Below are 13,764 nucleotides of genomic sequence, written 5' to 3' on the forward strand. Positions count from 1 at the left end.
TCCGATACTGCGGCGTCAGTTCCGCAGGGACTGCATCCGCTGAAGATAGCGCGCCAGAACGTCGATCTCCAGGTTCACGCCTTCGCCCGGATTAAGGGCACCGATCGTGGTGACCTCGGACGTATGCGGGATGATGTTGAGCGTGAAATGGCAGCTGCCATCCGCCTGATCGACCACTTCGTTCACCGTCAGCGATACGCCGTCCACCGTGATGGAGCCCTTGGGTGCGAGATAAGGCGCCAATTCCTTGGGAGCGGCGATCACGAAGCGCTTCGAATCGCCCTCGGGCGTCACGCTGACGACCGAACCGACGCCGTCCACATGTCCGGTGACGATGTGGCCGCCCAGTTCATCCCCCAGCTTGAGTGCGCCTTCGAGGTTGAGGCTGGTGCCTTCCGTCCAGCGGCCCGCCACCGTGCGGGAAATCGACTCGGCCGAGATGTCCACGGCGAACCAGGCGTCTCCGGCGACACCGCCTTTGTCCACTACGGTCAGGCATACGCCCGAACACGCGATCGAGGCACCCATGGCGATCCCGGCGGGATCGAAGGGGCAAGTGATTACCGCGCGCAAGTCGCCCGTCTGGCGGGCTTCGCGGATCTGGCCGATAGCGGTGACGATTCCGGTGAACATGACTACCTTTCGAGCGAGGGCTCTGATGCGTTTGCGGTCTCGTAGACTTCGAGCGTGTCGCTGCCAAGCTGTCGCCGCTCGGTCATGCGCCAGCGGCCATGGGCTTCGGACAGGCGGGAAAGGCCGAAGTCGGCAAGGGCAGGGCGGCCGCCGATGAGGATAGGCGCGCGGTAGATCAGCAGGCGATCGACGAGGCCGGCCCGGAGGAACGCGGTTGCCGCCGCGGCGCCGCCTTCGACGAAGAGATATTGGATACCCGACATTTCGCTGATCGCTTCCGGCGAGGCCAGCGCGTGCCAGCCTTCCGGCACCTCGCCTCGTGTAAGGACCCATCGGGCCGGGCTGCGATGCTCGATTCCCGGCAGGCGCACATCGAGGCGCGGATTGTCTGCGCGCAGCGTGCCGCCGCCGACGAGAATGGCATCGGCCTTCGCGCGCATGGCATGGGTGTGGGCACGCGCCTGTGGGCCTGTGATCCACTGGCTTTCGCCGCTGTCGAGGGCGATGCAGCCATCGAGGGAAAGTGCCAGTTTGAGCGAGACTTCGGGGCGGCCAAGCCGCTTCGAGATCAGGTAGCCGGAAAGGCTCCGCTCACAGGCGGGCGAGGGCGTGTAGCAGGCTTCTATGCCGGCGCTCCGGATGCGCAGGAGGCCTGCTCCGGAGGTGCGCGGATCGGGGTCCATGCAGCCGATCACGACACGCGCAACGCCGGATGCGCAGACGAGATCGGCGCAGGCGGGGCCGCGTTCCGATTTGTGGGCACAAGGCTCCAGCGTGACGTAGAGCGTGGCTCCACGAGCGGCTGCTCCGGCAGCGGCCAGCGTAACGGCTTCGGCATGGGGCCGCCCGCCCGCTTGGGTCCACCCGCGCGCGACAACGAGCCCGTCCTTGACCAGGATGGCGCCCACGCCCGGATTGGGCCGACTCGAAGGTCTTGCCCGCCCAGCCAACGCGGCGGCGGCGGCGAGCCAGCGCGCGTCCTGCATCACTGTCCGGTCTGGCTCGGCGCCTGATCGATCTGCGGCAAAGTACGGCCTTCGGGCAGGCGCGGCTTGCCGATCCGCTCCATCTCCGCCTTCTTTCGCGCCGCTTCCTCGACCTCGGCATCGTGGGCGATCTTGTCGACATCCATACCGGAGTAGCGGCCGATGGTCTTGTAGATGTCTCGCACTTCCTTGTCGCGCTTGGCCTGTTCGGCGGCCCAGGCTTCCTTGCGCTTCTGGTTCTCGATATTGGAAGCCAGGATCTGCTCGTCGGTGCGATGCGCCGGAAGTACGGAAATGTAGACGATTTTGGGCGGCGGATGCGGCCCTCGGGCTTCCTGAGTCGACATGAGGTAGAAGACCGAAAAGGTGCATGCAGCCGAGACTGCGGCGATACGCCAACGATTGTGTCCAGCCTCCTTCCACACGGCGCGGAAGTCCGCGACCATGCCGGTGGGGCTGACGTCTTTCCAGTATCCTGAACGCTTGAACAGAGCCATGCCGCGCTATGTAGTGGTTTACGAGCGGTTTGAAAATGCGGCACGGGCATTTCGGCGTAACCTTCGCGCAGTGCAGGGATGCAAGGCTCAATCCGGGCTAGCCGAAGGGCGCATAAAGGGTTGGGCCGTTCTCCTTCAGCCAGCGATTGGCGGAAGGCACGCTGCCTTCGAAGATCCCGGCCAGGAACGCGTGAAATGCAGGCGAGTGATCGAAGTGGACCAAATGCGCCACTTCGTGGGCCACCACGGAACGACGGACATGGTCCGGCGCCATCACGAGACGCCAGTTGATCCGTATCGAGCCATCGGCCGCGCAACTGCCCCAACGCCTGCGGGCGCTCGACAGCGCGAGCGGCGGAACGGGCTGCTCGGCACGCCGGCAGTACTCGGCAAGGTCGGCGGCCAGCACGTCGCGGGCCTCGCCCTCCAGCCAGCGCTTGAGGCGCGGGGCCAGCGAGCTTTCAGGCCCGCCGACCAGCAGAAGTCCGTCGTCGGGCACCGGTCGGCGCGGTAAGGCCGGGTCGTGGCGAATGATGAAGCGATGGCCGCGGAAATCCAGTGACGATCCCTCACCCAGATGGGTCGGCTCCGGCAGGGCCTCGATCTGGATCGCCAGCCAGGATTGTTTTGATCTGGCAAACGCCAGCGCGTCTTCGGTGCGAGTCCAGCGCGGGATGGAGATGCGGATTTCACTACCGTCCGGCGCGAGGCGCATGGTCATGCGCCGGGATTGCGCCAACCTTCGAATGACCACGGGCACCTTGCGCCCCGCGATTTCAAGCGTGGGTTCCTCGCGCGGATCTCGGCGCAGCCAGTCGAGCACGAACTACTTCGTCTCCCAAGGCGCAGGCCCATCGGGTTCAAGATCGCCCTCGTCCTCATCCTCGCCGTAGGGCCAGACTATGTGATTTTCGAGCGGTCCTGCCACTGTTTCGCTGACGACCTTACCGGCGACCGAAATTCCCGCCTTGTGGACCGCGTCGCGATCTCCGCAGACAAGGTAGTGCCACTCGGGGAGCGGTTCACCGTCCGCGCGCAGGCGGTAGGCGCAGCTTGGCGGCAGCCAGGCAAGGTTTCCCGCCGATTTGGGCGTGAGCTTCATGCAGTCCGGTACGAACTTGTGGCGGCGAGCATAATCGCTGCATTGCGCGGTCTTGAGATTGAGCAGCTTGCAGGCGACGTTGGTGTGATAGATCTCGCCTGTGTCGGCATCCTCAACCTTGTGCAAACAGCACTGGCCGCACCCATCGCAGAGCGCCTCCCACTCCGCCTGATCGAGAGTATCGATCGGGCGCTCCCAAAAAGGCTTTACACTGGAAGGCTTTGGCTGGTTCACTTAACCCACTTTGTCAATTCTGCGGATACCGCTTCCGGTCCCTTGTCGACGGGCAGCATGGCGATCGGCTTGCCGTCGGGATCGAGCAGGAATGCCGTTCGGCTGTGATCCATGAGATAACCGCCGGGCGTCGATTCGCCCTTCTTGTAATACACCGCGAAGGCGTTTGCCGCCTGCTTGATCTGCTCGGGGCTACCGGTAAGTCCGTAGAGCCGCGGACCGAAGGCGCCCGTCCATTCGCCGACGACCTCGCGCGTGTCGCGTTCGGGATCGATGGTGATGAAGATCGGCTGGACCTTCTGCGCCTCGGCGGCATGGGCTTTCTCGAACGAGGAGAACCCGCGCATCATCGCCTGGACATCCATCGGGCAGGCGTCCGGGCAGAACGTGTAGCCGAAGTAGACGATCCGCCACTTGCCCTTGAAGCTGTCCCAGGTGACGGTCTTGCCGTCCTTGTCGCTCAGCGTGAACGGTCCGCCGATCTGCGCGCCTTCGAGCGGCGGCGCCTCGACAGTGCTCTGCTGACACGCGCCAAGCGCGGCTGTCAACGAAAGGGCGAGAGCTATGGGAGCGATCCGGCGCTTAAGGTATGTCATGGCGCCGGGCTTCATGCTCTGCTAGAGCCTCCCATGCAAGGGTGCGATGCCGGGAGGCAAGGCCGGTGTTTCACGGGCCCCTCCGTTTGTCTGGAGCTATTGAAGGTGTCGAAGATCATGTCCGGGAACGTCTCGCAGCGCTCGCGTGGGATCTTGAATGGGCGGCCGGTCAAGGCCGTCCTGGCTGCGCTCGCGGCAGGCCTGATGTTCGCTTCTCCCGCCTATGCCGACTTTTCCGACGGCTACAAGTTCCTTGAGGCGGTCAAGAAAAAAGAAGGCGAGAAGGTCGAGCAGGCGCTCATGGACAACAGCCAGATCGTCAACGCGAAGGACGTGACGAGCGGCGAGACCGCCCTGTTGATCGTGGCCAATCGCCGCGACCTTACCTGGCTGAGCTATCTCATCGGCAAAGGCGCCAACGTCAACGCGTCGGACGATCGCGGCCGCACGCCGCTCGCCGTCGCGGTGAGCCTGGGCTGGCGGGAAGGGGTGTCTCTCCTGCTCGAACACAAGGCCAATCCCAGCACGTCGAACGACGCCGGTGAAACGCCGCTGATCTTCGCCGTGCATCGCAAGGATACCGACATGATCAAGGCCCTGCTGGAAGCAGGCGCCGATCCCAGCCGGTCCGACAATTCCGGCCGCAGCGCGCGCGACTATGCTGCGCAGGAAGCCCGCGGCAGCGCAATTGCGTCACTGCTTGAAGACTATGCCAAGAAAAACTCGGGCAAGTCCAAAGCGGTCTACGGCCCGACTTTCTGAGACCGATGATGGAACAGGCAGAAACCCTGGAGGCGCTGCGCCGCCAACTCGCACCCGCGATCGCCGATGCCGCGGTGTTCGACGGCTGGACGATGGACGCCGTCCGCCAGGCGGCCGAAATGGGCGGGATCGACCGGGCTCTTGCGGAATTCGCTTTCCGCGACGGGCAGATGGCAATGATTGCAGCATGGATCGATCACGTTGACGAGGAGATGGAGCGCACGACTCCGGCCTCCTCGCTGAAGGGCGTATCGATCCGGGAGCGTATTCGCCGGCTGGTCATGGCACGGCTCGATGCCGTGGCCGGGCGCGAGGAAGCTCTGAACCGCGCGCTTACGATCATGGCCATGCCCCAGAACCTGCGAACCTCGCTGCGCCTGGGCTGGGGCAGTGCGGATGCGATGTGGCGCCTCGCGGGCGATACTGCAACCGATTACAACCACTATACGAAACGCACGATCCTGGGCGGCATCTACGCGGCCACCTTGCGCGTCTTCGTGTCGGACAAGACCGAGGACAAGGCGGAAACGCGCGCTTTCCTGGACCGCCGGATCGAAGGGATCATCCGCTTCGAGAAGACCAAGGCCCAGTTCCTGCGCGCGCCGGAGGAACGGATCAGCCTGGTGCGGCTGCTCGGCCGATTGCGTTACCCAGCTCGGTAGGGGCAGGTAGAACCGGCATAGCGCCTCCTTTGTTTCTTATTGCGAACAAGTTGCAATCGGGTCGCCGATCTGGCAGCGGAGCGGCATGACTCTCGATCTTCTCCCTATCGACCAGCGTGCTCGCATCGTCGCGGTGGACTGGAATGCCCTCGTTCCTGAAGAAGCCCGCCGCCTTCGTGCACTCGGCCTTGAAGAAGGCGCCACCGTTTCGATAGCGCATCGGGGCGTGGCGGGGGGAAGGGATCCCATCGCCATCGCCATCGGCCGCATGACCATCGCGGTGCGCCGGGCGCATGCCCACGCCATGGAAGTCTCGCCGCTATGAGCCGCCAGCGCAAGATCGCCCTCGTCGGCAACCCGAACGCCGGCAAGAGCGCACTGTTCAACGCGCTCACCGGCGCGCGCCAGAAGATCGCCAATTATCCAGGCGTCACCGTGGAGCGCAAGTCGGGCCGCATGGTCCTGCCGACCGGCGAGCCGGTGGAGATGACCGACCTCCCGGGTGCTTACGGCCTCGACGCGACCAGCCCGGACGAGGAAGTGACGTCCAAGGTCATTGCCGGCAAGTTCGCCGGGGAAGCCGAGCCGGACGTTCTCGTCATCGTGCTGGACGCCTCGAACCTGGAGCAGCACCTTGTCTTCGCGCAGGAACTTCTGGCGCTGGGCAAGCCGTCGGTGGTGGCGCTCAACATGGTCGACCTCGCAGAGCGCGATGGGCTGGTGCTCGACGCCGCCGTGCTGGAGGAGGAACTCGGCGTAAAGGTCGTGCCCACCGTCGCCGTGCGCCGCCGCGGCCTTGCAGAACTCGGTGAGGCGATCGCTTCGGCCGAAAGCCGCCATGCCGGACCGGGTCTTACCGACCTTGGGCCTACCGAGCGCCGCGTGGCTGCCCATGCGATGGCCAATGCGGCGATCCTGTCGGAATCGAAGCAGCATCGGCTCCATGCGCGCCTCGATCAGGTCCTGCTCAATCCCTGGCTCGGCCCGCTCATCCTCTTCGCGTTCCTGTTCGTGGTGTTCCAGGCCGTTTTCGCCTGGGCCGCGCCGCTCATGGACGGGCTCGATGCCGGCGCCGGTTGGCTGCACGATACCGTCAAGGCCGCGATGCCGGCCGGACTCGTGCGAGACCTGCTGACGGACGGGGTGATTTCCGGCGTCGGTTCGGTCGTGGTGTTCCTGCCGCAGATCGTCATCCTCTTCGCCTTCATCCTGGCGATGGAAGCCTCGGGCTACATGGCCCGTGCGGCGTTCCTGATGGATCGACTGATGGCCTATGTCGGTCTTTCGGGACGCAGCTTCATCCCGCTGCTCTCCAGCTTCGCCTGCGCCATCCCCGGCATCATGGCGACGCGCTCGATCACCGACCCCAAGGACCGGCTGACGACGATCCTGATCGCGCCGCTGATGACCTGCTCGGCGCGCCTGCCGGTCTATGCCGTCATCATAGGCGCCTTCATTCCGAACACCAACCTCGGCTGGGGCATCGGGCTTCAGGGCGTCGTGCTGTTCGGGCTTTATGTAGCGGGGATCGTCGGCGCCATGATCGTGGCGCTGCTGCTGCGCAGCTCGATCACCAAGGGGGCCGCGTCGGGCTTCATCATGGAGATGCCGAAGTACCAGATGCCCCGGCTGAAGGACATGGCGATCGGCCTGTGGCAGCGCGCCTGGATATTCCTGCGCCGTGCGGGGACGATCATCTTCACCGTCACCGTGGTGCTCTGGGTGCTGCTCAACTTCCCGCAGGCCCGGCCGGGCGAAAGCCAGGTCGATGCCTCGATCGCCGGCAAGCTGGCGAACGGCCTTGCCGTCGTGGTCGAGCCGATCGGCTTCAATCGCGACATGGCGCTGGCGCTGATCCCGGCGATGGCCGCGCGCGAAGTGGCGGTTTCCTCCCTGGCGACGACGTATGCCGTCGATGCGGGAGACGACGAGGACCAGCAGGCCGTGGAACTGGGCGACCGCCTGAAGGGTCGCTGGAGCCTGCCGATGGCCCTGGCGTTCCTGGCGTGGTTCGTCTTCGCGCCGCAGTGCATGTCGACCATCGCGGTCACGCGGCGCGAAACCAATGGCTGGAAGTGGCCGAGCTTCATGCTCGCCTATCTTTTCGGCCTTGCCTATGTGGCCGCAGGGGTGACCTACTGGATCGCTGTGGGGGTTGGGTTGTAGACAACCCGGCTCAGGAGACTCGCACCGGGGCTCCCCATTCGCTACCCCGTTCGCCGAATTTATACAGGAAAGCGATTCCCTCATGGCAGGCAGTGTCAACAAGGTCATTCTGATCGGCAACCTCGGAGCCGATCCCGAAGTCAAGTCGTTCCAGAACGGCGGGCGCATTGCCAACCTGCGCATCGCCACCTCGGAAAACTGGAAGGACCGCGCCACCGGCGAGCGCAAGGAGCGCACCGAGTGGCACTCCGTCGTGATCCAGAGCGAAGGCCTGGTTGGCGTGGTCGAGCGGTTCCTTCGCAAGGGCTCGAAGATCTACATCGAAGGCCAGTTGCGCACCCGCAAGTGGCAGGACCAGAACGGTAACGACCGTTACACCACCGAAGTCTCGGTGGGCGGCATCGGCGGTGTGCTGACGATGCTCGACGGCGCGCAGGGCGGCGCCGGCGGCGGTGCGCGGGGTGGTTCCGGCGGCGGCTTCAACGAAGGCGGCGGCTATGGCGGCGGCCGTTCGGGCGGCTCCTCTGGCGGCGACGATTGGGGCCGCAGCGGCGGATCGTCTTCGGGTGGCCCGTCCGGCGGCAGCGACTGGGGCCGTACCAGCAGCGGCGGCGGCGGTTTCGGCGACGATCTCGACGACGACATTCCGTTCTGATGAATCCACGACCAGAATCGGTCTCTTCGAAGGGCGCTCCGCTAGGAGCGCCTTTTTCATTGGCTGATCGATTTTCTTCGCCTTCGGTCGCTCCTGCCGAACGAGAAGGCGTCGCATAGCAAGGCTGGGGCGAAACAAAGGTCATCGATCTCAATGATGTCGAGGCTTTCCGGCGGACGCTCGGTGACACGATGCTCGTTCTGCGTTTGTGGCTCTCAGGCCACAGAAGCGGCTGATCTTATTTTCGCAACGGCGATACCGAAATATTGCGTTTGCCGATGCAGCTGCAACTCCCTAGGCGCGCGCCCAACAGGTCTCCAGCGTAATCAGGGTTTCACAATAGTATGAATCAGCGTCGATACAGCTATCGCGCCGCCGCCTCGCTTATCGCACTTGCCTGCGTCACCCCCTCGGCGGCGGAGGCTCAGGTCGTCGGCACGGCGGCGGAAGACGCAAACGTCAGCACGGACATCGTCGTCACGGCGACGCGCCGTGAAGAGCGCGCGGTGGACGTACCGATCGCCGTTTCGGCCCTGAGCGGAGACAAGCTGGCCGCCATCAACTCGAGCGGGCAGGACATCCGCTTCCTTTCAGGCCGAGTGCCCAGCCTTCTGGCGGAATCGTCGTTCGGACGGACCTTTCCGCGCTTCTATATCCGCGGTCTCGGCAATACCGACTTCTCTTCCGACGCCGCTCAGCCGGTTTCGGTGGTCTATGACAACATCGCTCTCGAAAGCCCGTTCCTGAAGGCGTTTCCGGCTTTCGACCTCGAGAACATCGAAGTGCTGAAGGGGCCTCAGGGCACCCTGTTCGGTCGCAACACGCCGGCGGGGGTCATCAAACTGACTTCGGCGCGGCCTACCGACCATTATACCGGACATGCCCAGGCTTCATGGGCCACTTACAACACGGTCAACAGCGAAGTCGCCCTGAGCGGTCCGATCACCGACACGCTGCGTTTTCGCGTAGCCGGCAACCTGCAGCACCGCGACGACTGGGTGAAGAACGACTACGCCCAGACCATCAACGAACGCAGCTTCGACGGTTACGACGACCTCGCCGGGCGCGTGCTGCTGGAGTACGATAACGGGCCGCTCAATGTGCTGGTCAACCTGCATGCTCGGCATCTGCGTGGGTCTGCACGCGTCTTCCGCGGCAACTCGATCGAGCCGGGGACCAACGACTTCGTGGACGGCTTCGACGTGGAGCACACCGCGCAGAACGGCTCGAACCCGCAGCGTCTCGACGGGTGGGGCACCAACGTCCAGGCGAGCTACGACTTTGACGGGCTCGGCACCCTCTTCTCGGTGACCGGCTGGGAGAAGGTCAACGTCTTTTCGCGCGGCGACACGGACGGCAGCTATCCCGCTGCCGTGCCGTTCTCGGTCGAGACGGGCAGCAAGGCTCGTCCGCGCGAGTTCACGCAGGAACTGCGCTTCGCTTCGGCGAAGTTCGGCGATGTCAGCTTCCAGGCGGGCGCCTATTACTTCAACCAGAACCTCAACACCGAAGCGGTGAGTTGGACCCCTGAAAACGTTCGGACCAATGGCAATACCGCGCACCTGGACAACGAGACTTACGCGGTCTTCGGCTCGGCCGAGTACACGCCGATCGACCAGCTGATCCTACGAGGCGGCCTGCGCTGGACGCATGATCGCAAGTACAGCACGCTCGACGCTGCCGACGGCACGCAGCTTTCCGAGGGCCGCGTCAAGGGATCGAAGGTCTCCTGGGATGCCAGCGCGACCTACAAGCTCGACCCGGATCATGCGCTCTATGCCCGTGCGGCCTCGGGTTACCTCGGTGCCTCGCTGAAGAACGACGCCATCGCCGGGGTCGCATCGCAGGCCAAGCCGCAGACGACGACATCGTTCGAGATGGGCTTCAAGGGCCAGGAACGGGGTCTCGTCAGCTACTCCGCCGACGTGTTCTACATGAACACCCGCAATATCCAGCTGACTGCAGTGGGCGGTGCATCGAACACCACCACGCTGATCAACGCCCGCAAGGCGATAGGTTGGGGCGTCGAGGGCGAAATGACGCTAACCCCGGTCGAAGGCCTCGTCCTGACCGCAGGCGGCAGCTACAACTTCACCAAGCTCAAGGACCGCGATCTCAGGGTGGAACCCTGCTCGGGCGGCTGCACCGTACTCGACCCGGTGGTGGCCGGCACCTCGTTCGTTTCGATCGACGGCAATCGCCTGCCTCAGGCGCCGCGCTGGATCGCGAACTGGACGGCCGGCTACACCTATCCGGTGGCCGAGAACCAGGAAGTGTTCGCCTATACCGACTGGGCCTATCGCAGCTCGGTAAACCTGTTCCTCTACGATTCGATCGAGTTTACCGGCAAGGCTTCGTTGGAAGGAGGCCTGCGTGCCGGCTGGCGCGACAACCGCGTGGGCGTGGAAGTCGCCGCCTTTGCCCGCAACATCACCAACCAGATCCGCATAGTCGGCGCGATCGACTTCAACAATCTGACCAGCATGGTCAACGAGCCGCGCATCATCGGCGGCGAAGTGAAGTTCCACTTCTGATTGGAAACCTCACCGATCCGCTTTTCGAAAGCCGGATCGGTGAGGCCCACTTGCAGCGCAGATCACCGCGTTACCGCTTCGGCGTGAACGACATAGCGCCACGGGCCGCGCTGGATCGCGTCGAACGGGAAGCAGGTCACCAGATCGAGCCGCTCTCCGACCGGAGCATCGGCCAGCGCATAGCGATCCCAGCGCACGATTTCCGCTCCGGTCACCCGGTAGCGCCTGTCCAAGCCATCGCGGGTCTGGACGAAGAGAAGGTCGCCCTTCTTCACATCGCGCAGGAAAGCGAAATGCGTGTCGCGGTGGGCCGCGATCACGGCAGTACCCGGCTGGCCCAAGGCGGCGGCGCCGGGCAGCATCGTGGGCCCGAATGCCAGCGCCTGGCCCGATCCGCTATCCAGCACCACGCGCGAGATACCAAGCCCCGGCACGACCAGGCGGGCGAGCGGCGTCATGTCCGCCCAGGGCCACGGCTTGCGCGCCGCATGATCGATGCGGCTGCGGTCGAAGGCTCGGTCGAGCAGGACTTGCGCCACCGCCGATTTCGCAGGGATATAGAGCCCACGGCCGATTTCCACCACGCCGGAAAAGCAAAGCGCTATTAACAGGAGAGTGAGGAGACCGCGCCCATGCGCGACCTCCCGGATGCGGCGCGGCATGCGCAGGACCGCCGTGTTCATGCTCGCCTCCGGCGCAGAAGCAGGGCGAGGCCGGTCAGGCCTGCCAGCAGCAAGGCGAAGCCCTTGCCGACCAGACCAAGGAAGCCGGTGGCGGTCTGCGGCAATTCCAGCGCCTGGGTCTGCATGGCGGCCAAGTCGCCCGAGCCTTGTCCTGGGGCGGCCTGAACGGCATCCTGGCCGAACAACGTATCGAAATCCCAGCCCGCCGGCAGTTCGATCGGCAGTTCCTCTTTCGTCAGCCGGGCGCCGGCGGGGCGGGACGGCGTCTCGTCCACGGCGACGAGACTGGTGCGGCTGGTGACGAGACCGCTTTCCATGCCGATCCGCTCGACTTCGGCATCGGCGCGGCCATCCTCCAGCTTGCCGAGCGCGCGGTCCGCTTCGACATCGGTGATGCGGCGGCGTGCCCAGAGCTTTTCGATGGCGGGGCTGGGCAGGGCGGAGGCAAGGTCCACCCGCCGCTCCCACGACTTGTCGCCGATCTTGCCGCTGACGGTCAGGATGCCTGCCAGCTTGTCCGTACGGCCGACCAGCACCAGCGGCCGTCCGGCGTAGACATCGGGCAGACGCGAGGGCGTCAGGTCAAGCGAACCGCCCTCGACCCGCACCGAGAGATCGCGCACTGCCGGGTGGCTGAGCACGTCGAGCAGCGGCATCATCTTGGCCGCCACCTCGCCGGGGGCGCCGACATGGGTGTAGACCCCGCCGCCGATCGTCGACATGCGCTCCATCAGATAGTCGTTCGGCGCGGAGCCGATACCGACCATGAAGACATGGCTGCGCCCGCCGTCGCTGCCGATCGCTTCCATCATCTCGCGCTCGTTGGAGATCTCGCCGTCGGTGAGGAACACGATCTGGCGCAGGATGTCGGGATCGTTGCCGCCCGGGCGCTCGGCGGCGGTTCCGGCATCTTCCAGCGCCGCCTTGAGCGCGGGGAGCATCTCGGTGCCGCCCTGCGCCTCCAGCGATTCCGCGAAACGGGTGGCCAGGGCCACCTGGTCCGGCGTAGCGGCGACGCTATGTTCGAACAGGCGCGTCATTGTGTCGTCGAAGCGGATCACATTGAAGTGGTCCTGCGGGCGCAAGGTGCCGAGCGCGTGTATGAGGCTCGCCTTGGCCTCGTCCATGGAGTCCCCGCCCATCGATCCGCTGTTGTCGATCACGAAGACCATCTCGCGGGGAGGTCGGGGCAGGCCGTCGAGGTTGGCGGGCGGCGTGATGGCCGCCATCACATAGGCGCCCTTGTCCGTCTTCTGGGCGAAAAGGCCGAGTGTCGGGTCGGCGGAGGCGGAGCGCCATTCGAGCACGAAGTCGCGGTTGGCGGGCACGGCGGCGTCGGCCAGACGGACGGTGCGGCTGTCGCTCGGCCCGGCGACATCGATCCTGTGGTAGCGGCTGACGAGATTGGCGACGCCGAAGCCGGGCGCGAGGTGGACCGAGATCGACGTGGGATTGAGGCCGCCCTTGAGTTTGCGTGTCAACTTGGGATCGAGCACTGGCGTGCTGGTGACGGCATTGGCATCCTCGACGGCGGGGTCCGAGGTAAGGGTGTGCGGGGGCGTATAGCGCGGTCCGACGACCAGCGGCAGGCGCAGCGAGAACGTGCCGTTCGCCTGGCTGACGGGTGCCTGGTACTCGATCGAGATCAGCACCGTCTCACCCGGCCCGACATTGGCGACCATGGTGCTGAACATGTTGGGCCGCTGCTGCTCCACGAGGCCGGCTTTGCGGCCGCTGGCCTTGGCGGCCTCGTAAGTCTCGCGGGCTTTCTCGCGCGGTTCGATGTGGCCCACGATCACGCGCTGGCCGACCACCATCTTCAGCGAATCGACGGCGCCGTCCTGCGGGAGAGGGTAGAGGTAGCTGGCTTCCATCCACGTCTTGGACGTGTTGCGGAAAGCCTGCGTGACTTTGACCCGGGCGATCTGTCCCGTCACGGAGACATTCATGTCGGTGCCGAGCCGAACCGCCGGCAGGCTTCGGGCGACGCCTTGCCCGCGCAGCAGCAGAGTGCCGGCGGCGGGGCCGTCCTCGGCCTCGGCGTCGTTCGAGGCGGTCTCGTCGGCCACGGCACTGGCGGCATGGACGACGATCGCGGCCGGAGCCGCCAGCGCCAGGACCATGGCCGGGATCAAGGTGCGGCGGGAAGGGGGAGTATGCGGCATGGGGGGCTCCAGTCGGTTGGGGAGCCTTGTTCTTATGCGCCTGCCTGGCCGCACAGCCACCAGCAGTATCAGCCGCTTCCGACACCCCA

Annotated in this window: 14 protein-coding genes; 6 read left to right on the forward strand and 8 right to left on the reverse strand. The window is 65.2% G+C overall.

Annotated elements, in window-relative coordinates; genetic code table 11:
• Positions 1–15: 15 nt before the first annotated feature.
• From L284_RS35675 to L284_RS35695, 6 genes are all read right to left on the reverse strand, one after another.
• Positions 16–633: a riboflavin synthase gene (locus L284_RS35675; RefSeq protein ID WP_021234107.1), complete on the reverse strand. Its 618-nt coding sequence runs from the start codon at positions 631–633 to the stop codon at positions 16–18.
• Positions 634–635: 2 nt separating this feature from the next.
• On the reverse strand, positions 636–1,619 hold the full coding sequence (gene ribD / locus L284_RS35680) for a bifunctional diaminohydroxyphosphoribosylaminopyrimidine deaminase/5-amino-6-(5-phosphoribosylamino)uracil reductase RibD (RefSeq protein ID WP_031342138.1): 984 nt from the start codon (positions 1,617–1,619) through the stop codon (positions 636–638).
• Positions 1,619–2,116, reverse strand: coding sequence for a hypothetical protein (locus tag L284_RS35685; RefSeq protein WP_021234109.1), 498 nt, complete (start codon positions 2,114–2,116; stop codon positions 1,619–1,621). Before L284_RS35685 ends, ribD begins: the two co-directional genes overlap by 1 nt.
• Before the next feature lie 97 nt (positions 2,117–2,213).
• Positions 2,214–2,939, reverse strand: a complete 726-nt coding sequence (locus L284_RS35690; RefSeq protein ID WP_021234110.1) for a M48 family metallopeptidase — start codon at positions 2,937–2,939, stop codon at positions 2,214–2,216.
• 3 nt (positions 2,940–2,942) lie between these two features.
• Positions 2,943–3,452 (reverse strand): YcgN family cysteine cluster protein, encoded by a 510-nt coding sequence (locus L284_RS0124175; RefSeq protein WP_031342140.1) that lies wholly within the window; start codon positions 3,450–3,452, stop codon positions 2,943–2,945.
• On the reverse strand, positions 3,449–4,048 hold the full coding sequence (locus L284_RS35695) for an SCO family protein (protein WP_040713281.1): 600 nt from the start codon (positions 4,046–4,048) through the stop codon (positions 3,449–3,451). The genes L284_RS0124175 and L284_RS35695 overlap by 4 nt, the downstream gene beginning before the upstream one ends.
• 105 nt (positions 4,049–4,153) lie before the next feature.
• On the opposite strand from L284_RS35695, the gene L284_RS35700 reads away from it, so the two are divergent.
• From L284_RS35700 to L284_RS35725, 6 genes are all read left to right on the forward strand, one after another.
• Positions 4,154–4,810: an ankyrin repeat domain-containing protein gene (locus tag L284_RS35700; RefSeq protein ID WP_235054364.1), complete on the forward strand. Its 657-nt coding sequence runs from the start codon at positions 4,154–4,156 to the stop codon at positions 4,808–4,810.
• A gap of 8 nt (positions 4,811–4,818) precedes the next feature.
• A complete protein-coding gene (locus L284_RS35705) occupies positions 4,819–5,472 on the forward strand; it encodes a COQ9 family protein (RefSeq protein WP_200861655.1) in 654 nt (217 codons plus the stop codon).
• A gap of 85 nt (positions 5,473–5,557) precedes the next feature.
• Entirely contained in the window at positions 5,558–5,797 is a 240-nt protein-coding gene (locus tag L284_RS35710; protein ID WP_021234115.1) for a FeoA family protein, read from the forward strand.
• Positions 5,794–7,638 carry a ferrous iron transporter B gene (gene feoB, locus L284_RS35715; protein WP_021234116.1) on the forward strand — a complete coding sequence of 615 codons (1,845 nt, stop codon included), beginning with the start codon at positions 5,794–5,796 and terminating at the stop codon, positions 7,636–7,638. The genes L284_RS35710 and feoB overlap by 4 nt, the downstream gene beginning before the upstream one ends.
• 82 nt (positions 7,639–7,720) lie before the next feature.
• A complete protein-coding gene (ssb, locus tag L284_RS35720) occupies positions 7,721–8,293 on the forward strand; it encodes a single-stranded DNA-binding protein (RefSeq protein WP_021234117.1) in 573 nt (190 codons plus the stop codon).
• Between the two features lie 344 nt (positions 8,294–8,637).
• Positions 8,638–10,827, forward strand: a complete 2,190-nt coding sequence (locus L284_RS35725; RefSeq protein WP_021234118.1) for a TonB-dependent receptor — start codon at positions 8,638–8,640, stop codon at positions 10,825–10,827.
• 62 nt (positions 10,828–10,889) lie between these two features.
• Here L284_RS35725 and L284_RS35730 read toward each other — a convergent pair whose 3' ends face one another.
• Together L284_RS35730 and L284_RS35735 are read right to left on the reverse strand one after the other, a co-directional pair.
• The gene (locus L284_RS35730) at positions 10,890–11,510 is read right to left on the reverse strand and encodes a class GN sortase (RefSeq protein WP_021234119.1); all 621 of its coding nucleotides are present in this window, start codon (positions 11,508–11,510) and stop codon (positions 10,890–10,892) included.
• Positions 11,507–13,675 carry a marine proteobacterial sortase target protein gene (locus L284_RS35735; RefSeq protein ID WP_031342145.1) on the reverse strand — a complete coding sequence of 723 codons (2,169 nt, stop codon included), beginning with the start codon at positions 13,673–13,675 and terminating at the stop codon, positions 11,507–11,509. Before L284_RS35735 ends, L284_RS35730 begins: the two co-directional genes overlap by 4 nt.
• Positions 13,676–13,764 lie beyond the last annotated feature (89 nt).

Origin of the sequence: Novosphingobium lindaniclasticum LE124 (assembly GCF_000445125.1) — a bacterium.
In the GTDB taxonomy this organism is placed as follows: Bacteria; Pseudomonadota; Alphaproteobacteria; order Sphingomonadales; family Sphingomonadaceae; genus Novosphingobium; species Novosphingobium lindaniclasticum.